The organism is Paenibacillus polysaccharolyticus (genome assembly GCF_023714295.1).
Taxonomy (GTDB): Bacteria; Bacillota; Bacilli; order Paenibacillales; family Paenibacillaceae; genus Paenibacillus; species Paenibacillus polysaccharolyticus_A.
The window spans coordinates 241,428-261,440 of record NZ_JAMAUN010000005.1; the positions used below are offsets into that span (position 1 = coordinate 241,428).

A 20,013-nucleotide genomic window follows, 5' to 3' on the forward strand; every position below is an offset into this window, starting at 1 on the left:
TGATATGTATGGAAAAGTTTACGTTTTTCTGGCAGACAGCATCGCCGTTCTCCCAGTGGTTTAAGGCTGATTTTACGGTGGACGGGGTTCAGTATACAAGTGCAGAGCAATATATGATGCATCAGAAAGCACTGCTCTTTGGCGATCAACAGATTGCGGATAAAATCATGAAGACCCGTTCGGCTTCGGTGCAAAAAAAGCTGGGGCGCCAGGTCACAGGTTTCGACCACACCATATGGGAAAGCGAGTGCCAGCGCATTGTCTATGAAGGCAATCAGGCAAAATTTACACAGAACGAGGATTTACTGGCGGCTTTGCTCGCCACCCAAGGCACAACACTTGTAGAGGCAAGCCCGGATGATCGGATCTGGGGTGTGGGGCTGGCGGAGGAAGATCCGCGTATTCGTAACCGAAAAACATGGCGAGGAACGAACTGGCTAGGTGAGATTCTTACTCGTCTGAGAGAAGAGATAGGAAGGGATCGACATGAGTAACTTCGATAAACCAAACAAACACAACAACATCAGTAATTCAAATAATACGACCACCGGGTCTCGTAATTCTAACGCATCAACAGATAAGACTGGCGTTAGCTCCCGTTCCGGACGTTCACGTATAGCACATCAGACGCTGGAGATTCTGGAGGAAGGCGTGTATGTAAACGGATATGATCGTGCTGTTCATATCAAGAAAGACATGGAGCAAGCCATTCAAAATTCAGTTCTCTATAGGCCCGCGGAGCTTTCTCAACTAGGGGAGAACTTGCGCAAAGAAGGAAACCCGGCCCGGATGGAAGTAACCGGTGAAACGACGCTGGCAGCAGCAGCGCGTCTAACCCTGGAGGAAGGCAAAACGGATGTCGTTTGTCTGAATTTTGCATCGGCCAAAAATCCGGGTGGTGGTTTCCTTGGTGGAAGTCAGGCTCAGGAGGAAAGCTTGGCACGGGCAACAGGGCTATATCCATGTATTGCCCAGATGACAGAGATGTATGAGTACAATCGCAAGCAACGTACGTGCCTCTATTCAGACCATATGATCTATTCTCCAGATGTTCCCGTGATCCGTGACGACTACGACCGATTGCTGGATCAATATTACACAACGGCCTTTATCACCGCTCCAGCGGTAAATGCAGGTGTAGTCAAAGAGCGGAAGGAAGCAACAGATGCAGAGATCAAGTCGGTCATGAAGCAACGCATTCGATATATATTGGAGGTTGCCGCTGTACAAGGTCATAGAACTATCGTACTTGGGGCCTTTGGCTGTGGTGTGTTCCGGAATGAACCGGCACAGGTGGCATCGTATTTTGCCGAGGTTTTGGATGAAGAAGGATACAGGGACTACTTTGATCACATCGTATTTGCCATATATGACCGGAGTGCAGGACAGCGAACGTGGGAGACCTTCAAGCGTCTGCTAGCATGAGTGTGAGCAGGTGAAGCAGGAGAAAGCAAGGACGTCATGTCATAGAAAGGGGAACTAACTTGCAATTTCATGAACGACAGCAGGATTTGTTTGAACTAGAGGATCACTATGCGCTGGCACACTGCATATCCGCCGATGCGAGAATGGGTAAAGGAATCGCGGTGCAATTCAGAGAGCGGTTTGACCTACAGACTCTTCAGGAGCAGGCGAAGCTCGAGCCGCTGGAGATTGGGAGATGTTATCCGGTTGGAAGGACGCTGAATCTTGTGACCAAAGCCAAATTTTCGAATAAACCTACGTATGCATCATTAACCCAGGCGGTTGAGTCTATGCGGGATGTCTGCTTAGAACAGGGAATTACTGGACTGGCTATGCCTCGAATCGGTTGCGGGTTGGACAGATTGAAGTGGGAGAAGGTCAGCGTAATTATTCAGAATACGTTTGCGGAGATGGATATTGAAATCGTTGTATGCACAGTATGATCGAGTACAATCGGTATGCTGTATCTAAAAGAAAAAACCTCAGCTGGGTAAGGAAGCGTGCGAGGTACAGGGAGTAAGACTATTACGAAGTCTGATCCCTGTATTCATTAAGCTCGGAGCATGAATCATATGCCCTGTGCTCTCGCAATCGCACTTCCGTTACTGAAGCGAGGTTTTTTTGTTTTTATGAATAGGCGAAGCTGGGTTTATTTTTTGGAAAACATCTCTTTTGCTTCATCCATAGCCATCTTGTTCCCAATGGAAGAATAATCAAGCCAAGGCTGTGCCCCGATCGGATACACATGACCTGCTTTGACCGCTTTCAGCCCTTGCCAGATTGGATTGCTTTGCAGCTCTTTGAACATCGTTTGTGCTTCGTCATCCGAGTTAACCACGACAAAGATGGCATCGGCATCATAGTCTGGCAACACTTCACGGGATACAACCTGATATGGCTTGGAGGTATCCATGTCTTTGATGCCTTTGGCTGGAGTCAGTCCGAGATCATCGTACAAAATAGGGCCCATGGGACGGCGTGTGCTGAATACGCGTAATTCCTTGGCTGTGACACGAATAGCCATGACAGTGCCGTCACCGATCTGATCATGAATCAGTGATTGAACTTCCTTTGTTTCCGTTTCGTAGTCCTGAATATACTGCTCCGCTTCTTTCTCGCGATTTACCAGCTTGCCAATCTCTTTCAGGTGATCCCGCCATGTGCCGTTGTCCAGATTGAACACATGTACAGGTGCAATTTTTTCGAATTTGGCCACATCGTCACCGGAGAATTCCTCATCCAGATAGATGACATCCGGTTTAAGTGCAAGCAGTGCTTCCATATCAGGGTCCTTGACCGGGCCAAGCGGCGTTGTATCTTTCAGGCGATCAGCCACATGGGACAGGAAACCTTTTGCTTCCCCGCCGATGACAGAACCGACAGGCGTGATCCCGAGGGACAGCAAATCATTGGTCAGGTGGATGGACATGGAAGCGATACGTGGTGCACCTGAAGCAGCAGTGCTATTTGAAGCGTCTGCGGAGGTGTTTGTGTTAGCATTGGTGTTTGAATCGTTCGCGCCCGATGTGGACGTCTTGGCCGTTCCGCAGGCTGCAAGTACCAGCACCAAACTGATCGTTAGCATAAGCATAAGATTTTTCTTCAACATAAACATAATTCGCGTTCTCCTTAAACATCTCATGGATGAAATTCATATTTTGGATAAGCTTTATTTCGTTCGTACCAGCAGGTATAAAAAATAGGGCGCGCCAATCGCGGCTACAACAACACCCGCCGGTATGGCATTTGGTGCAAATAATGTCCGGCCGACCGTATCGGCCGTTACCAGAATCACCATGCCGATCAGCCCGGCGGCGGGAATCAAGTGCCGGTGCAGTGGCCCGACCAGTCTACGGGCCAGATGCGGGGCAGCGAGCCCAATGAAGCCGATACCTCCAGCCACAGATACGCTGACCGCAGATAAGGCAACGGCGCAGAGCAGAAGCAGAATACGCCGCGAACGCACAGGTGTGCCGATGCTGGTGGCGGCGGCATCGCCTAGATGGAAGGCGTCCAACGTTTTGGAACGGCTCCAGATATAGGCAATGCAGATCACGGTCCAAGGTAGCAAAGCCTGTACATGAATCCAGTCACGCCCCCACACACTGCCTGCAAGCCAGCGTGAAGCGAAGGAATACGTGTCCTCGTCGAGACGTAGTGACAGATAGAGCGTAAGCGCATGAAATCCAGCAGCAACAGCAATGCCGACCAGAATCAGTTTAATTGGTGATACGCCGCTGTTTCGGTCATAGGACAGTAGCATAATAATCAGCGCTGCAGCTACACTGCCGGCAAAAGCAAAGAGTGGAATCAACAGTGCTACTGAGGTATCCATGCTGAACGACAGGCTGACAAAAAACATTAGCCCAAAAGCCGCCCCGGCATGCAAGCCCAGAATCCCCGGATCGGCAAGTGCATTACGTGTAATGCCTTGCAGCGCAGCACCTGCAATGCCCAATCCAGCTCCGGCCAGAACAGTGACCAGAATGCGGGGCAATCGGTAGTCAAACAGGATGATCTGATCCTGTTCGCTCCCTTGTCCCAGCAAGGTCTGCACCACGGCCAATGGGGATACGCGAACTGTGCCTGTATTGAGGCTGATGAGAATCACCAATGTTGCGAGACACAGCAGAACAGAGCTGATAAGTACGGCTCTTTTGCCCCGAGAGGTTTGATTAAACTTCTCTAAAGGGGATCTGAAGAGGAGTTTCATTCCCTGTTTCTTCACTACAAAGCCCTCCTTTCTTTACGGGCCAGATAGAGGAAGAACGGTACGCCGACAAAAGCGACCATAATACCTACCGCCAGTTCCTGAGGCGGATTCACGATACGTGCCCCGAGATCAGCGAGCACAAGTAGAATCGCCCCGAGCAGCGAAGACATCGGAATGATCAACCGATAGTCTACGCCAACCAGTTTACGGGAGATATGAGGGATAACCAGCCCTACAAATCCAATCGAACCTACAGCGGAGACGGACACCCCTGCGAGCACAACGACAGCGGCAAGAGCAAGAAAGCGAGTCCAGCGCAGGTTCATCCCGAGATTAATGGCGACCTCTTCCCCCAGAGACATCAGCGAAACACGACGTGCGAGCGGCATGGTGAATAGTAGTGTGAGCAGCAACACCGGAAGAATCAGTTTTAGATGGCGCCATTCTATTCCTCCAAAACCTCCCGCATACCAGAAGGCCAGATCCTGGCTCAGATCAAAATAAATGGCTACTCCTGTGCTCAGAGAACCGAGCATGGCAGCAATGACTGCACCCGCAACCGTGAGTCTGATTGAACTAAGCCCTCCGGGAGCAGCCATGCCAAGCAGGAAGATGAGCAATGTACCGAGCACGGCTCCTATAAACGATAAAAGCATAATCCATCCGTAAGATAATCCCGGCCAGAACGCAAAGCTTAATGCGACGACAAACGTTGCTCCAGCGTTAATGCCAAGGATGCCGGTGTCGGCCAGTGGATTACGGGTAATGCCTTGCATCAAGGCTCCGGCTACAGCAAAAGCTGCTCCAATCACAGCGGCAGCAAGCACGCGTGGCAGTCTCAATTCATGAATGATCTGATGCGGTGTCAGAACCGGGTTGTACTGGAAAATGGCTGTCCACACGGTTTCCAGTGTTAAGCCTTTGGCTCCTAATGAGATGGCAACAAACATGCTGATCAGCAGGATCGCGATGGCAGACAGAAACATTAGCCCAACGGTGACTGCGGATCGTTGAGTCTTGGACGGGCGATGAGGCAGTCCCGGATGTTGGATACGGGTCACTCCTTTATAACAAATAACATCTTTCGTTGTTATTGATTATCATTATCAATTAGTGAATATTATAAAATCTTAATCCAGGCCCGTACATGGCATAAATTAAGATTTGGGAAATGGACATTTTTTAGATTACAAAAGTGCGGGCCTGTTCGTCAACATCGAGAGCGCTTCCTCAAGCTGGATGTTAATGGAATATGGAGCGTACACAACCCAAGCGTTCCAATCTACAAGATGCACACGGCCGCTACGGACGGCGGGATGGCTGTTCCATAGCGGATCATTCTTTAATTTTTGCAACAATGTTGCCGGGTGATGCAGGTTGTCTGTCGCAAGCACAAGCACATCGGCTTCTAGACCGTCCCATTCTCCGGGTGTGAAAGGCATCCAGTTGAAGCCGATCCCGGGAGCCTTGCCGTTCAGTTCCGCCTGAATACGCTGAGGTGCGCCGAGTTGTAGCGTCCGGTAAAACACATGACCGAAGTTCCGGTGGCTGTACATCCGCGGCCCTTTGGCAGTTAATGTACCTACAGCTACAGTGAGGCCGCCAGCCTGTTCTTTGATCTTCTTGCGTGCACGCTCTGCTTTGCGCTCATGCTTGTCCAGCCATTCTTTGGCCGCCTGAGTCCGGTCTACAATCGAAGCGATCTGTTCCAAATGGCCGAACATGTCGGTCTGGTTCCATGGAATGGTTATGATGGGTGCAACATCACCAATATGTTCCATCGCTTTAGCCGTAGCGTTATCTTTGGTCAGAATCAGGTCGGGATTCACATCGAGAAATGCCTGCCGCCCTTGTTCCCACGGTTCATAGGCATGAAAAGGCATGGTAAGCGAACGGGGCAGATGTGGCAGATGGCCTTGAATCTGTGCTGCACAGGGTGTGATGCCAAGTGTCATCAGGTGATCGGTATAGGGATAAGAAAGTGATACAATGTTACGATGAACTTGCTTGGTATAAGCCGTTGGTGCGTAGCCGGCATAATTACGAAACCGTCTGCTGAAATAAAACTCGTCACGGTAACCGACCTCACGGGCGACATCACGAATACGCAGATCGGAGGTCAGTAACACTTCCTTCGCCCGGTTCATACGCAAATGAGTAATATATTCGATAGGATTTTTGTGCATCCGGCTTTTGAACAGTTGAGAGTAATAGGACGGATGCATGCCGGCCAGTTCGGCCAGGGTATCCAGCTTAATCTCGTGCATATAATGCTGCTGTATATATTGTAATGTTGATTTTAACCAGTACTCGGGATCATCCTGTCCCTGTTCCTCGGCAGGGCTTAAATTTTCTTCAGGCCAGAGTAAATAGAGTAGTTCGGTTAATAACAATTGTGCTTTGATTTCACGGGATGCTGTTTCGTTATCGGGATGTGTAAGTTCGATCAGTTGGGTAGCGATACGTTGAATGCCGTAAAAGGGCCCTCGAATCCATCCGGCAACAGGTGAATGAAGTTCACGTTCATAGATGCGCTTCGCTTCTGTTTTCTCCGTCACTCGAAACAGGTCAAATTCAAGAATGTACAACTCCGTATCATGATCTGCATCCGACACAAGTTCAAGACGGGTTCCGGGTGGGTACAAACAGGCCGCTTTGCGAACAACACGGGATGGCTCGGCATCCACAATCTGTGTTCCCGTGAAGCGATGCATATAGATGAAGGTATGATGCGGGAGTTCGTCCGTCTGCCACTGGAAAGGCTGCTGTGTGTTAACATGCTCTGCCCGTCTAAGTTCAACCAAAGCATGATCCAGGAACTGGTGCAGTTCATTGCGAGCCGTTGCACGTGTATTTATATGATTTAAATTGCCGCTAGGGCGTACAGTCAGTTCGTCATCTGAAGGTATGCGGTTATGGCCTTCATTAGGCTCAGAGATCATGGCGTACCTTCCTTTCATTGGGATCATTGTGTTCTTCAATAGGGTACATGTGCTCATGGTATGTCTCCAAGTTATCTTAGCAAATCTGTTGCGGAATTGAAATGTGATAAAGGGAAGCAAGCTTTTCTGACGAAAACGTTTCTTTTTGGTAAAATAAGAGAGATACCATGTTGGCTGGTCTGAATCATGAACCTTGTAATACGCAAATTGGTAGTAGGGAGGATGTACGTATGACACAGACAGCGGGACAGGATAAGGTACGATGGGGCATTATGGGCACGGGATGGATTGCATCCCAGTTTGCCAAGGATTTGGCACATGCGGGGAATGCGGTGAAAGCAGCGATTGGTTCACGAACCGCAGGTAGTGCGGAGAAATTTGCAACCGAATATGGTTTTGAACGCGCTTACGCTTCATATGATGAATTGCTGCGAGACCCTGAGGTGGATATCATCTATGTGGCAACGCCGCATCCGGTACATAAGGAAAATGTGATGGCCTGCCTCGAAGCAGGCAAAGCGGTACTTTGTGAGAAACCGTTTACGATGAACTCACGTCAATTGGAGCCGCTCGTGGAAACGGCGCGAGAACGGAAACTTTTCCTGATGGAGGGCATGTGGACACGCTTCCTGCCGCCGATTGTACAGGCAAGGGCATGGATTGCGGAAGGTCGTATTGGTGAAGTACGGATGGTGCAGGCAGACTTTGGATTCCGCATCGGCTGGGAGCCGGAGGGGCGGCTGCTTAATCCCGATCTGGGCGGTGGTGCGCTACTGGATGCCGGAGTTTACCCGATCTCTTTCGCGTCGATGATCTTCGGTGAACAACCTCAACATGTATGGAGCACAGCACACATTGGGGAAACGGGTGTGGACGAGCAATTCTCTATATTGTTGTCTTATTCCGAGGGGCGTTCGGCGTCACTAAGCGGTGCCATTCGTTTGAATCTGAACAATGAGGCGGTAATCTATGGTACGGAGGGCCGAATTCGTCTGCCTTTTTTCCTCGCAGGCAAAGAAGCTTATTTACATGTGAACGGACAGGACGAGCCAGAGAAGTTTGTGGATGATCGGACTTGTCTCGGGTACGCATTTGAAGCAGAAGAGGCGGGACGTTGCATTCTGCAAGGTCGAACAGAGAGTAATACCATGAAACTGGACGAATCCCTAGAGATCATGAAGCTGATGGATACGGTTCGGCGGCAGTGGGGATTGCGCTACAGATTGGAGTAAGTGTCGCTGGCTAGTGATGGGAAAGGCCTTATTTATAGTGACTTAGATACACGCAAGCTGGATGGAACGCTGGAAATGCCGGGCGTGTGAGAAGTCCCACGCTTATGGCGAGTGTTTTCTTTAAGTGATGTAGTCCAGTTAGTTTATCGTGATGGCATCTGTTGTTGTATTCGCAGAGATAAACAAAGGGTTGGCGGGTTGGTTAAAAAGGGGCGCTGGAGTTGTACAAGCCTTGCAGTTGTATAACGGAAGAGTGAGTAATAAATAGCTACTCAATTAGGCGAAGTAGGCTGTAGCAGTTGAATTTTTCCATCGGGAGGGAGTGCAGCAGTTGATAAAGTTTCTGATTTCGGGATTTGAGCCTTTTGGCGGTGATGCTGTCAATCCGACGGGAGCGTTAATGGAAGCATTAGCGCATGAGGTGATCGAGGGAGCAGTATTAAAAACCGTGTTGCTACCTGTGAATTTTGATGAGTGTGCAGACATGCTGATTGCAGAGATGCAGGCCTTTCAGCCGGATGTTGTTGTTGCCTGCGGGTTGGCAAAAGGTAGAACGGCAATTACGCCAGAGCGCATCGCCATTAATGTGAAGGACATTCCGCCCGGATCTTATGCGGACAATCAGGGGCAGCGCCCTGTGGATGAGCCGATTGCAGCCGGAAGTCCCGATGGTTTATTTTCCACCTTGCCCATCCGGGCGATGGTCAATGATATGACGGCTGCGGGTATACCGGCAACGGTATCCAATACGGCAGGAACGTATATATGTAATAACACGATGTACCGGATACTCGATTATATTCGGTTGCAACAGTTGTCTGTGCGAGCAGGCTTTGTTCATTTTCCGGCTTCGACAGAAATGGCTGTGCAGGCACCTTCTGTCCCATCTCTGCCACTTCCAGTGATGCTGGATGCACTGCGATCGATGATTCGCACGGTTATGTCGGAGAAGGAAACAAGTAATTAAACTGCCGATATATCAAGCAGTAACGAATAGCTAGGTAACCAACAAAAAGCGGATCCGGACAATCAACACTAATCAGGCAACCAACAATGATAAACTAATAACGAGGCAAACAATATATCAATAACCTGGCGACAAACAACAAACAAACCAAACTAACAACCAAACCGATACAACGATACAACGAGGAAACGAATACGAGGAAATCAATAACCTAGGTAATCAATAAACTAATAAACAATCAACAACCAGGTAACCCACAAACAAACCATAGGCTATAAGCAAGCCATAACTGATAAACCAACTCAACGAATAAAAGGGCAACTCCAATACGTCACAAAGGTGGCGAGAAGACTTGCCCTACTCGTATTTGATTAGTTTGGTTTTTACACATAATATCTCCCAATCATAGGGGAGTTTTACGAGCTAGTACCCAATATGAGGGTGGAAACCTTGTGTAGACTCAATCTTACGGCGTGTTAGGGCCAATGATACTGCATGACTATCTGGCGCAATTTCTAACGATCCCCACAGACGCTATTTACACCAATTTGGCGGTTTTAGAATTCTAACGATCCGTAGGAACGCTATTTCACCGAAATAGACCAGATTGAGATGAAAAAGGACCATTTTCGGCTAAATAAGGTTTCTGGTGATCGTTAGAATTTGCAGACTGCAAAAATGAGTCAAATAAGGTCTGTCAGGATCGTTAGAGATAGACGGTACATAAAAGATAGGTCAAAACCTTAAGGAGTAGTAGCTCCGGCTAAGTTCAGAGTTAAACAACATGGAAACATTCCAATACCAGCCGATAGAGAGCATTGCAACGTGAAGTTTAGATTTTTAACAAGTTCAAGTCAAACTCGGGAACAAGTTTTTCTTGCATGGCACGACCAAGCAGGGCCGTAATCGCAGCATAACCGTCTTCACCCAAATTAGCACTGAATTCGTTGACGTACAGATCGATATGTTGAGCGGCTACTTTGGGGTCCATCTCTTGTGCATGCTCCATGACATATGTTTGCGATTCTTCAGGATGAGCCCAAGCGTACTCCACAGAGGCACGTGCCCAGCCGGCCAATGCGTGAGCATCCAGATCGCGTCGGGCAATAATGGCACCGAGCGGAATCGGCAGGCCTGTGTCATTTTCCCACCAGTTGCCGAGGTCAGTCATCAGCTGCAAGTTATAGTTTTGGTACGTAAAACGTGCTTCATGGATAACCAGCCCGGCATCGATTTGACCATCACGAACGGCAGGCATAATTTTATCAAAAGGCATGACGACAATTTCACCGACACCGCCAGGAACATTTTGCGCGGCCCATAGACGGAATAACAGATAGGCTGTCGAGCGCTCGCTTGGTACGGCAACACGTCGTCCAGACAAGTATGACGGGTCAGTTGTTCCATCAGCTGTTAAAACCAAAGGGCCGCAGCCTCTGCCCAGAGCACCGCCAGCAGGTAATAAAGCATAGTTTTCCAATACATAAGGTAGCGCTGCATAAGAGATTTTCATCACTTCCGGAATGTCTGGTCCAATTGGACTTGCAGCAAGACCGTTCGTTATATCGATATCCGCATAGCGAACGTCAAGCTCAGGTGCACCAGGAATCAGACCGTGTACCCAAGCGTGAAAGATAAAAGTATCGTTAGGACAAGGGGAAAAAGCAATATTCATGATGTAATAACCTCCCGTAAAATAGAACTTGCTGCCTGGAGCGCATCCAGGGCATCCTTGATGCGCCAAGCGTCGCGGTCGCGTGGACCGACCGCGTTAGATATGCCACGCAGTTCGAGCACCGGCAGGCCGAACTGATGCGCAGCTGTTGCTACGCCGAAGCCTTCCATGCCTTCGGCGGCAGCATCCGGCACGCGGCGCAGTAGCTCCGCGGCCGTCTGCGCGGTTCCGGTCGCCGTGGACACGGTGACCGCAGTGCCCCCGCTGACAGCGAGCCCTGCCCGCTGCAGCTCATGGCGCAGGCGCGCGGCAAGCACCGCGTCCGCAGCCACACGGGACGAGCCGAATCCGAGCTCGTCCACAGAGAGGAAGCCGTCTGGCGTCTGCGAGCCCAGATCGGCTGCAACCATGGCGTCGGCTACCACGAGGGAGCCGACGTCTGCACGGCCGGGGAACCCGCCGCCGATGCCGGCACTGATCACCAGCCCATAGGCTGTTGATCTGGCGCCTGTCCCGGCAACGGGCCCCGGCCCTGAAGATGCGGCTGTGCCTTGCGCCGCATCAAGTTCCTCTGGCGCGGCCTTGCCGTGCGCCAGTTCACGTGCCGCTGCTGAAGCGAAAGCTAGGGCAGCGGCAGTTCCGGCAGCGGCCGAGGCAGGGCCAACGCCCGCTGCAATAACATCAAACTGTGTTGCGGCATCATCACCCAAGCCGCGAAGGATGGCGTCTTTTTCCGCGTCCACAGCCGTTACAATCAGTATGCGTGAAGAAGCGGAGAGAGCGGCTGTAGAAGCGGCCTTATCAGAAATCGTACCTTTTGTTATGTTCATGAGTTGTTTACCTCGATTTTAATTGTAATAGTAGATAGATCGGCGTTGCCAAGCCCAGCATGCATACGGATAGTGTTTAGAAGGCTATCTACTTTAGTATTTTGCAAAAATTCATCATTCGTGTGCATACACACACACATAACCCGAACTCAAACTCGTAACCATACACTTATACGTATATAAATGTCCACTGTATGGAAACAAATTCATTCTTTTTGTCTTTCAAAGAGTGGACAGTACTCTCCAAAAGAGCATGTCCCTCCGCTAATGATTGTAACACCATATATAGATGGGAAAATCAAAATTGTTATTTTTGATCTATATGTAGGTTGGTAGGTGAAGTGTGTTCTTTTAAGAAAAGTGTCCACCTTTTGATAAACAAAATCCCCAAATGTACACGACAAGTGGACAAGTTACAAACACGATCATGTCCTTTCCAAAAGCCGGAACAGCGAATAGCGATTAGCAAAATGAAATCTTTCCGCCATACTTTTACTCACACTTACTCATCACACTCACACTGACTCTAACTCTAACTCATCCCATCTTAGCTCTTCCCACCTCACCCTAACCCACCCTGACTCATCCTAACTCATTCTATCATTTTAACTCATCACTTCTCTAACTCATAACTACCTCTCTATCTCACCCTCACTGACCTTGTTCATATCTCGTCATACCTTTTCATACCTCATCTTTAATTCATCCTAACTCATACTAAGCCATTGTAACTCATCATAACGAAGGAGCAGGTGCAAAACAATCTTTCGAGCTTATTCGTACCAAGTCCAGTTTAGAACATGTTCGCACCAGCCCAAAGGAATATCCCTCTGATTTTTTAAAAAATAACATGATCGTTTTTTTGCGCTCTTTTTATATGTCAACTATACCATATGGATTGGTTTTATAAACATTTTGCTGTTCCCTAATTCACGCATGGAGTTAAAGTTAAAGATTGACAAACTGTATTAACTGTATTATTAATAGTAGTACAGATAGTACACCGAGAGTACACTAACAGCAAAACAAGCAAGGCGACATACTAAGTTAAGAAAGGAGGTGCGGGATGTTCGAATTGGATGTACGTAGCCGGAAGGCGATCTATGAGCAACTGGTCGATAAAGTCAAAGAAATGATCGTATACGGTATTCTGAAACCCGATGAGCAGCTTCCTTCCGTTCGGTCATTATCAACACAGCTCACCGTGAACCCGAATACAATTCAGAAGGCATACCGTGAGCTTGAGCGAGAAGGTTATATTTATTCCGTGCAGGGTAAAGGAAGTTTCGTATCACCATCTGTGGAACATCCGAAGGAGGCTATGAAAGACGAGATCAGAGAATCCTTGGTGAAACTGATTGCCGAAGCTTCGTTTTCCGGTTTATCCAAGGCGGAGATGACTCTTTTATTCGAAGAAGCGATGGCCCGTATAGAGAAGGAGGTGCCCCATGATTGAGCTGAATCAAGTCGTTAAAGCTTTTGAACAGGAAAAGGCTGTCGATGGCGTAACAATGTACATAAATAAGGGGTCGATCTATGGTTTACTCGGTTCCAACGGGGCAGGCAAAACATCGTTGCTCAAAATCATTGCCGGTATTTATCGTCAAGACCGTGGAACAGTGCGCATTAACGGAGCCGAGGTATACGAAAATTTAGACCTGAAAGGCCGCACTATTTTCATGGCAGATTCACCAAACTTTTTCCCGCAATCTTCGATTACGCATATGGCTGCATTCTACCGCTCAATCTATCCAAGCTGGAGTGAGGAACGTTTCAACCAACTCGGGGCTGTCTTCAAATTAGATGTAAAACGCAAGCTTCATCGCATGTCCAAAGGCATGCGCCGTCAGGCTGCGGTATGGCTGGGACTCAGCTGTATGCCTGAGGTGTTGCTTATGGATGAACCGATTGATGGACTCGACCCTGTCATGCGCCAGCAGATCAAAAACCTCTTGTTTCAGGAAGCGGCGGAGCGTCAGGTGACCATTATCATCTCATCCCACAATTTGCGGGAGATCGAAGATCTCTGTGACCATGTAGCCATCATGCACAAAGGCCAAATTATCGTGCAGAAGGATCTGGATGACCTTAAGTCTGATACACACAAGATTCAGGTTGCCTTCCGCCACCCGGATCATGCTGATTTATTGAAAGAACAGGTTCATATTATGCATGAAGAAAAAAGAGGAAGTGTCTCTTTGTATATTGTTAAAGGTCATCGTGAAGATGTTACGGCGCAATTTCGTTTGCACGATCCGTATCTGCTGGATGTGTTGCCGCTGACACTGGAGGAGATTTTTATCTATGAAATGGAGGGTGCCGGGTATGACATTCAACCAATTATACTTTAACCGCGGTATCCTGTACCAAAATTTCAGGCAGCACGGATGGCTTGGTATTGTTTATCTCTTGTTATTATTAACGCTTCCGCTATTTATCGGCACAGAGTATCGAGATTATACGGAGGAGATTAGTACTCTATTTAAAGTAAACGGGGAGTTTCATTGGTTTCTTGCAATTACGGTGCCGGTTGTGATGGCTTTGTTCCTGTTCCGTTACATTCAAGCAGGGGGGCCTGCGGATGTATATCACAGCCTGCCGCTGAAGCGTAGACATTTGCTCACGATGAACCTGATGACTGGATATGTAATGATTCTGGTCCCCATCTGGATTACGGCTGGAGTTACCAAGTGGATGTCCGTAGCTCTGAATGAACCCGCTTATGTTTTTAACGACAGTGCAATCTGGATGTGGGGAGTAACCATAAGCATTGTCTCTCTGTTCATGTTTACGCTGACAGTTGCGGTAGGGATGTGTATCGGGCAATCTATTCTACAGGGTCTGACCGTATACGGTATCTGCCTAATTCCAGTAATCTTTTGGGGAGTCTTTGAACTGCATCTGAAGCGTTTTTTGTTTGGTTATCCGGAGAACATTTTTCGTTTCAAAATCGAGACTATTTCTCCTATTTCCCGCGTCAGCAGTTTCAGTTATGCGATTCCTGGATGGGGCGAACTTAGTATTTACGCTGGGATGACCGTACTTATGATCGTTCTATCGTATCTCTTTTACCGTAAGCGCCATGTAGAATCGGCAACCCAAGCCATTGCATTTCGCATTGTCAAACCAATCTTCCGTTTTGGATTTATGTTCACGATTGTATTGCTTAGTGGCGCTTATTTCTCAATGATTTCCCCAGGCGATTCCCGGATATGGGGCGTTGCAGGTTACATCATTGGAGGCGTTGCGGGGTACATTGGAGCTGAGATGATCATTCGCAAAACCTGGCTGATCTGGAACAGTAGCTTATTACCACAGTTTGCTGTATATGGAATTGCAACTGCACTTATTCTTTACGTGCCTGTGGCAGACTGGAATGGTTATGCGACAAATGTGCCGTCGAAAGACAACGTCGAGAAGGTTCGAATTGGCGGGGACCATACGATCTATGTAGATAATCAGATTGTAAAGCTGGATGATGAACAATTCTACTCTAATGACATGGGATATATTGATGCTGTCCTTGCACTTCATCAGAAAATTGTAGATTCCCGTCAGACGTTGAGTGAGAAGGGACAAAACCGGATTATACCTGACCAAGAGAGCGTCAGGGTTGACTACAAATTGAAGAATGGAAAGACAATATCACGGCAATATAGCGTTCAAGAGAGCCGTTTTCAACAAGAGTTTGAGCATATGAAAAACTTCGAAGATTATAAAGCAGTCAGTTATGGAACCTATGCACTCGACGATGACGTTCGCAGCGTTGGGATCCGGTCAAGATTGACTAGTGATCGTGCTGTATACATCAGTAACCCGCAGCTCATTCGTGAGTTCAAGGCTCTCTTGAAAGCAGAAATTTTAGATCAAACGTATGAAGATCAAAAATCTCATTGGGAGTCGTATGCATCAGCTGAGGTTTATCAAGATTACCGGGATGGATTATCGTCCAAGCAGATTTTGGATCAACCTAATCTTAGCTCCACATACGAGATTAAACCAACCTACACCCGTTTAATTGCATGGCTCAAAGAGAACAAATTGTATGATCAGTTGCAGGTCTCTGTAGATGAAGTTGCTTCTGCCCAGTTTATTAAACAAGAGATTAACAGCACGGGTAAAGCTATATATGTCTATCCTGACCCGCAATTCATAGATGAAAATCTAAAAGGAAACAAGAAGGTAGCCACCAAGAACAAAGAAATTATCAGTCAGTTGCTCCAGCGGCAAAGATCAGGTTACTACACCGATCAGGGTATCTTCTATCAGATCAAGCTTAATTTTAATAAAGGCCAGAACGTCTATATGATGTTAGAAGAGGATGATCTTACCGAGGATATGAGAGCCATTCTAATCGATCTTTAAATTTTTCTTTACTTCAGCTTGACCAAACGAATGAAGTGGAATATATTTGAAAAAGTGAAGATCTAAGCGATTCGTTGAATCACTGAATCTAATATGGAACGGCTCAAGAGGGAAGCACCCGTAAGAGCAGGCATAGGCCTGACTTGCGGGTGCTTTTTTGTCGTTCGCCGAACGGATCGCTGATGTTGAGTCTTGAACTGCAAGGGAGTCTTACTCTGGACGCTGTACGGAACAATTATTGGTATATACAGGGTGAATAGTGTCGCGGACTTCCATACTAATTTTGAGAAAAAGGGGTGCAGAAGGATGATGTATTTAAGACCGGAGAAGAAACGATTGGTAGAGCAATTTACGTTGCCTCGACAACCAATGGAAACGTGGAAGAGGCAGTCAATGTGGGTGCAGTTTTTTCATTTTTGGTTAAAGCTACTGGTCGGACATTCGGTTTTAAGAAGATTGAGTGTGATGTTTGTTGCAACGTACGGCATTGGGATGATATGTAGTGCAACAACAGTTCACGGTGAAGGGATTGAGCTGAATGTTACTGCGCAGAAAGCCTGGAATACAGTAGTGAATAAGGCAGATGCGCAAACGGAACGTTCCTTACTACAGACATACGAAAGTACCGGGAAATGGATTTCCCAAAAAGAGATGTGGGAACAAAAGATCAAGCAATTACATACAACGAACGCTACTGAGTTGGTGCAGCTTCGAAAGGCAATCAGTAATACCGATGCAGCGAAGCTGGCTGCTCTTCAGAAGTCAGTGGAACTTACGCAGGCACGTTATGAACCTTTATTCAAACTTTATAGCTCACTGAACAAACAATGGTCTGCTTCCAAGGCTCTCCAGAGCAAAGAGTGGAGTTCGGCCATTCGTACACAGGCTGACACGCTAAAACCCTTGGTGCAATTGGCACGTGAGGATATTCGTGCGAAGAAATTGAGCCTTGCTGAAGCACGGAAGCGGAAAAATAAGGAGGTGAAGCGGCTGCGAGCGATGTTAAATGGCACAAATGCTGTAAAAAAGCAGATACAAACGGCCAAGAAACAAGTCAGTTTGTCCAGAGAACGGTATTCGGATGCGCTTCGTAACTTTAAACAAACCCTAAAAAAAGGTGAGCCTTCACGTGTGCTGAGTAGCCTGAATTCCCTGGTTTCTTCTGCTGAGAGATGGACGGTTGCGAGCCAACATATTCACACGTTAGAGCAAAAGGTGTCTACGATCTACGTTACAGTAAGCCAAGAAATCCACAACAGATCCAAATGAATGAGCCTGATCCTGCAAGAAAATTGCATGGGAGAAACTAGATTTTTTCTGGTGCGTACACCTCTATAATAGAACCATTCATTGAACATGGAGCGAGGTGCAGGCTGGTGCAGATAGAGAGCAGAACGGGTTTGAAACGAAAGCGTTACTGGATTCCCATCAGTTTATTGCTCCTGATTATCGGTGTTGTAGGAGTAGGCTCACAATTCACACCCAGAATAACAGTACTTTTGCTAAAGACAGGGATTGGATTGTTTACTACAAATGAAAGCGACAAGGCATCGTTTATTTCGGAAGGGATAACCCGTGTTACCGATGTGGCCTATGCAGATGGAGGTCGTAACAACAGTACGCTGGACATTTATTATCCTTCCGCAGCAACTAAACCCTTGCCAGTCATATTGTGGGTTCATGGCGGCGGTTGGGTTATGGGTGATAAAAAAGACATAGCCGATTATGCGGTGCAGTTAAGCAAACGTGGTCATGTGGTGGTCAGCATGAATTATGCACTTGCGCCGAATACGACATACCCTGTGCCCGTAATGCAAACCAATCAGGCTCTAACATATATCAGAGATCATGTGAGTGAATATCAAGGTGATCCGAGCAACCTGTTTCTTGCTGGTAATTCGGCTGGTGCCCAGATTGCAAGTCAGACTGCGGCGCTGCTTACGAATCCCAATCTGGCAAAACAAATGAATATAACGCCATCAGTGGAATCTGAACAGCTAAGAGGAACACTTTTGTTCTGTGGGCCATATCAATTGCGTACTGCCGAGAGTACAGGCTTTCCGTTTATGCGAACGTTTCTCTGGTCGTATACGGGAAGAAAAGCATACGAAAATGATCCACATCTGGACGAAATGTCAACGGTCCTTCAGGCTACAGCCGCGTTTCCACCATCATTTATTACTTCCGGTAATGATGATCCTTTGACCGTACAATCGATTGAACTTGCGGAAGTACTAGAGCGGCAGGGTGTCACGACAGAAACGTTATTTTTTCAATCATCTTCGGAGAAGCTGGGACATGATTACCAGTTCGAGCTGGGAAGTGAAGCAGCGCAGCAGGCGCTACAGGCATCCGTGCAATTTATTCAGGCTCATAAAAAAGAAAACTGAAGATACAAAAAAAATTCAAGTTACATCGGCATTTTAAAAAAGGGTGTCACAGCGATTCACCATGAAAGAAAACCATGACATGATGACTGGGACACCCTTTATTTATTTATTTATTTATTTATTGGCCAGAACTAACAATCTGCGCATAGCTAATTCAACTGTTGCACGTGGACAGGCTACGTTGATACGCATGAATCCGGCATATTCTTGGCCGAAGACAAGCCCACTATTGAATGCGAGTCCTGCTTCATGAAGAAGTTTCTTGCTTAATTGCGCATGAGTCAACCCTAATTCCCGGAAATCAACCCATAACAAATAGGTGGCTTCAGGAAGGTACAGACGGATACCTGGCAGATGCTCCGCAATAAATTGCTGCACGTATTCCATGTTGCCCCGAATATAAGCAAGACATTGATCAAGCCAGTCTTCGCCACCGTTATAAGCGGCCTCGGTTGCTACGGCTCCTAGTGTGCTGATACTGGACAATCCCATGGTACGCACGCCTTTGGCGAACTGTTCCCGCAATTCGGAATTAGGAATGATAATGTTTGAAGAACTTAATCCTGGGATATTAAACGTTTTGCTCGGTGCTGTGCAGATGATGCTGCGAGCTGAGATCGCTTCCGAGATCAGACTTAGCGGTGTATGTGTTCCACGTTCATACACCAGATCAGCATGGATCTCATCGGATACGACGAGCACGTTATATTTCAGACACAGTGACGCAAGAGCCTCCAGTTCCTCACGACGCCATACTCGTCCAACCGGATTGTGAGGACTGCACAGGATCAGCATTTTGACCTTTCCATTCTGGAAACTTCTCTCCAAATGATCTAGATCCATGGTGTATTTCCCATGTTCTTCGATCAATGGATTGGTAATGAGTTTCCGGCCTTGATCTCTCACGACATCATAGAACGGAGGGTATACCGGAGTTTGGATGACTACAGCATCCCCTGGTGAAGTAAATTGTTGTACTGCTATACTGAGCGCAGGCACGATCCCCGGCGTGAATACGATCCAGTCCGCATTGATTTTCCAATTGTGGCGGCGTTGCATCCAGTCTGTAACAGCTGCATGATAGGCTTCGGTTCGCAGAGTGTAACCAAAGATACCGTGCTCCATCCGGGCCTGTAAAGCTTCAATAACAGCAGGGGGAGCAGCAAAATCCATGTCGGCTACCCACATAGGAAGTGCATCTGCTACACCAAATAACGGCTTTAGCCCGTCCCATTTCTCGGAAGCGGTAGATAATCGGTCAATCGGTGTATCGAATAAACGTTGATTTATCATAACAAAGAAGTCCTCCCTGGTTCATTCATTCGTTGTTAGTCCTACAAACAAGACATCATTATCTAATACATCTTGTATTTTCGCAACTTCTAAACCATTTTTATATGACCCAAGTCCTGATTTGTCGAGATATCGTTTACAA

17 protein-coding genes are annotated in these 20,013 nt (G+C 47.5%); 10 read left to right on the forward strand and 7 right to left on the reverse strand.

The window, feature by feature from the left end:
- Positions 1–8 precede the first annotated feature (8 nt).
- Genes M3629_RS15260 through M3629_RS15270 form a run of 3 tightly spaced genes read left to right on the forward strand, consistent with a single transcriptional unit; the run spans position 9 to position 1,907 of the window.
- Entirely contained in the window at positions 9–494 is a 486-nt protein-coding gene (locus M3629_RS15260) for an NADAR family protein (RefSeq protein WP_251507877.1), read from the forward strand.
- Positions 487–1,425: a TIGR02452 family protein gene (locus tag M3629_RS15265; RefSeq protein WP_251507879.1), complete on the forward strand. Its 939-nt coding sequence runs from the start codon at positions 487–489 to the stop codon at positions 1,423–1,425. The genes M3629_RS15260 and M3629_RS15265 overlap by 8 nt, the downstream gene beginning before the upstream one ends.
- A 59-nt stretch (positions 1,426–1,484) precedes the next feature.
- Entirely contained in the window at positions 1,485–1,907 is a 423-nt protein-coding gene (locus tag M3629_RS15270) for a macro domain-containing protein (RefSeq protein WP_251507881.1), read from the forward strand.
- A gap of 206 nt (positions 1,908–2,113) precedes the next feature.
- Here the strand turns inward: M3629_RS15270 and M3629_RS15275 are convergent, their stop codons facing one another.
- The 4 genes from M3629_RS15275 to M3629_RS15290 all read right to left on the reverse strand — a co-directional run bounded on the left by M3629_RS15275 (position 2,114) and on the right by M3629_RS15290 (position 7,119).
- Positions 2,114–3,070, reverse strand: a complete 957-nt coding sequence (locus M3629_RS15275) for an iron-hydroxamate ABC transporter substrate-binding protein (protein WP_251508134.1) — start codon at positions 3,068–3,070, stop codon at positions 2,114–2,116.
- Positions 3,071–3,133: 63 nt separating this feature from the next.
- Positions 3,134–4,177, reverse strand: a complete 1,044-nt coding sequence (locus M3629_RS15280; RefSeq protein ID WP_251508136.1) for a FecCD family ABC transporter permease — start codon at positions 4,175–4,177, stop codon at positions 3,134–3,136.
- A gap of 14 nt (positions 4,178–4,191) precedes the next feature.
- On the reverse strand, positions 4,192–5,163 hold the full coding sequence (locus M3629_RS15285; protein ID WP_221790753.1) for a FecCD family ABC transporter permease: 972 nt from the start codon (positions 5,161–5,163) through the stop codon (positions 4,192–4,194).
- Between the two features lie 201 nt (positions 5,164–5,364).
- On the reverse strand, positions 5,365–7,119 hold the full coding sequence (locus M3629_RS15290; protein WP_251507883.1) for an AraC family transcriptional regulator: 1,755 nt from the start codon (positions 7,117–7,119) through the stop codon (positions 5,365–5,367).
- Between the two features lie 230 nt (positions 7,120–7,349).
- On the opposite strand from M3629_RS15290, the gene M3629_RS15295 reads away from it, so the two are divergent.
- Together M3629_RS15295 and M3629_RS15300 are read left to right on the forward strand one after the other, a co-directional pair.
- Positions 7,350–8,351, forward strand: a complete 1,002-nt coding sequence (locus M3629_RS15295; protein WP_251507885.1) for a Gfo/Idh/MocA family protein — start codon at positions 7,350–7,352, stop codon at positions 8,349–8,351.
- Between the two features lie 334 nt (positions 8,352–8,685).
- Complete coding sequence (locus tag M3629_RS15300; protein ID WP_251508138.1) at positions 8,686–9,318, forward strand: pyroglutamyl-peptidase I; 633 nt, start codon at positions 8,686–8,688, stop codon at positions 9,316–9,318.
- Positions 9,319–10,150: 832 nt separating this feature from the next.
- Here M3629_RS15300 and M3629_RS15305 read toward each other — a convergent pair.
- Together M3629_RS15305 and M3629_RS15310 are read right to left on the reverse strand one after the other, a co-directional pair.
- Positions 10,151–10,993 carry a 1,4-dihydroxy-6-naphthoate synthase gene (locus M3629_RS15305; protein WP_251507888.1) on the reverse strand — a complete coding sequence of 281 codons (843 nt, stop codon included), beginning with the start codon at positions 10,991–10,993 and terminating at the stop codon, positions 10,151–10,153.
- The gene (locus M3629_RS15310; protein ID WP_251507890.1) at positions 10,990–11,823 is read right to left on the reverse strand and encodes a futalosine hydrolase; all 834 of its coding nucleotides are present in this window, start codon (positions 11,821–11,823) and stop codon (positions 10,990–10,992) included. Before M3629_RS15310 ends, M3629_RS15305 begins: the two co-directional genes overlap by 4 nt.
- A gap of 1,066 nt (positions 11,824–12,889) precedes the next feature.
- On the opposite strand from M3629_RS15310, the gene M3629_RS15315 reads away from it, so the two are divergent.
- The 5 genes from M3629_RS15315 to M3629_RS15335 all read left to right on the forward strand — a co-directional run bounded on the left by M3629_RS15315 (position 12,890) and on the right by M3629_RS15335 (position 18,578).
- A complete protein-coding gene (locus M3629_RS15315; RefSeq protein WP_090917764.1) occupies positions 12,890–13,279 on the forward strand; it encodes a GntR family transcriptional regulator in 390 nt (129 codons plus the stop codon).
- A complete protein-coding gene (locus M3629_RS15320; protein ID WP_090917766.1) occupies positions 13,272–14,174 on the forward strand; it encodes an ABC transporter ATP-binding protein in 903 nt (300 codons plus the stop codon). Before M3629_RS15315 ends, M3629_RS15320 begins: the two co-directional genes overlap by 8 nt.
- Positions 14,128–16,188 (forward strand): hypothetical protein, encoded by a 2,061-nt coding sequence (locus M3629_RS15325; RefSeq protein ID WP_251507892.1) that lies wholly within the window; start codon positions 14,128–14,130, stop codon positions 16,186–16,188. Before M3629_RS15320 ends, M3629_RS15325 begins: the two co-directional genes overlap by 47 nt.
- A 306-nt stretch (positions 16,189–16,494) precedes the next feature.
- Entirely contained in the window at positions 16,495–17,457 is a 963-nt protein-coding gene (locus tag M3629_RS15330; RefSeq protein WP_251507894.1) for a hypothetical protein, read from the forward strand.
- 131 nt (positions 17,458–17,588) lie between these two features.
- Positions 17,589–18,578 (forward strand): alpha/beta hydrolase, encoded by a 990-nt coding sequence (locus M3629_RS15335; protein ID WP_251507896.1) that lies wholly within the window; start codon positions 17,589–17,591, stop codon positions 18,576–18,578.
- Positions 18,579–18,692: 114 nt separating this feature from the next.
- On the opposite strand, the gene M3629_RS15340 is transcribed toward M3629_RS15335, so the two are convergent.
- The gene (locus M3629_RS15340; RefSeq protein WP_251507897.1) at positions 18,693–19,871 is read right to left on the reverse strand and encodes a MalY/PatB family protein; all 1,179 of its coding nucleotides are present in this window, start codon (positions 19,869–19,871) and stop codon (positions 18,693–18,695) included.
- Positions 19,872–20,013 lie beyond the last annotated feature (142 nt).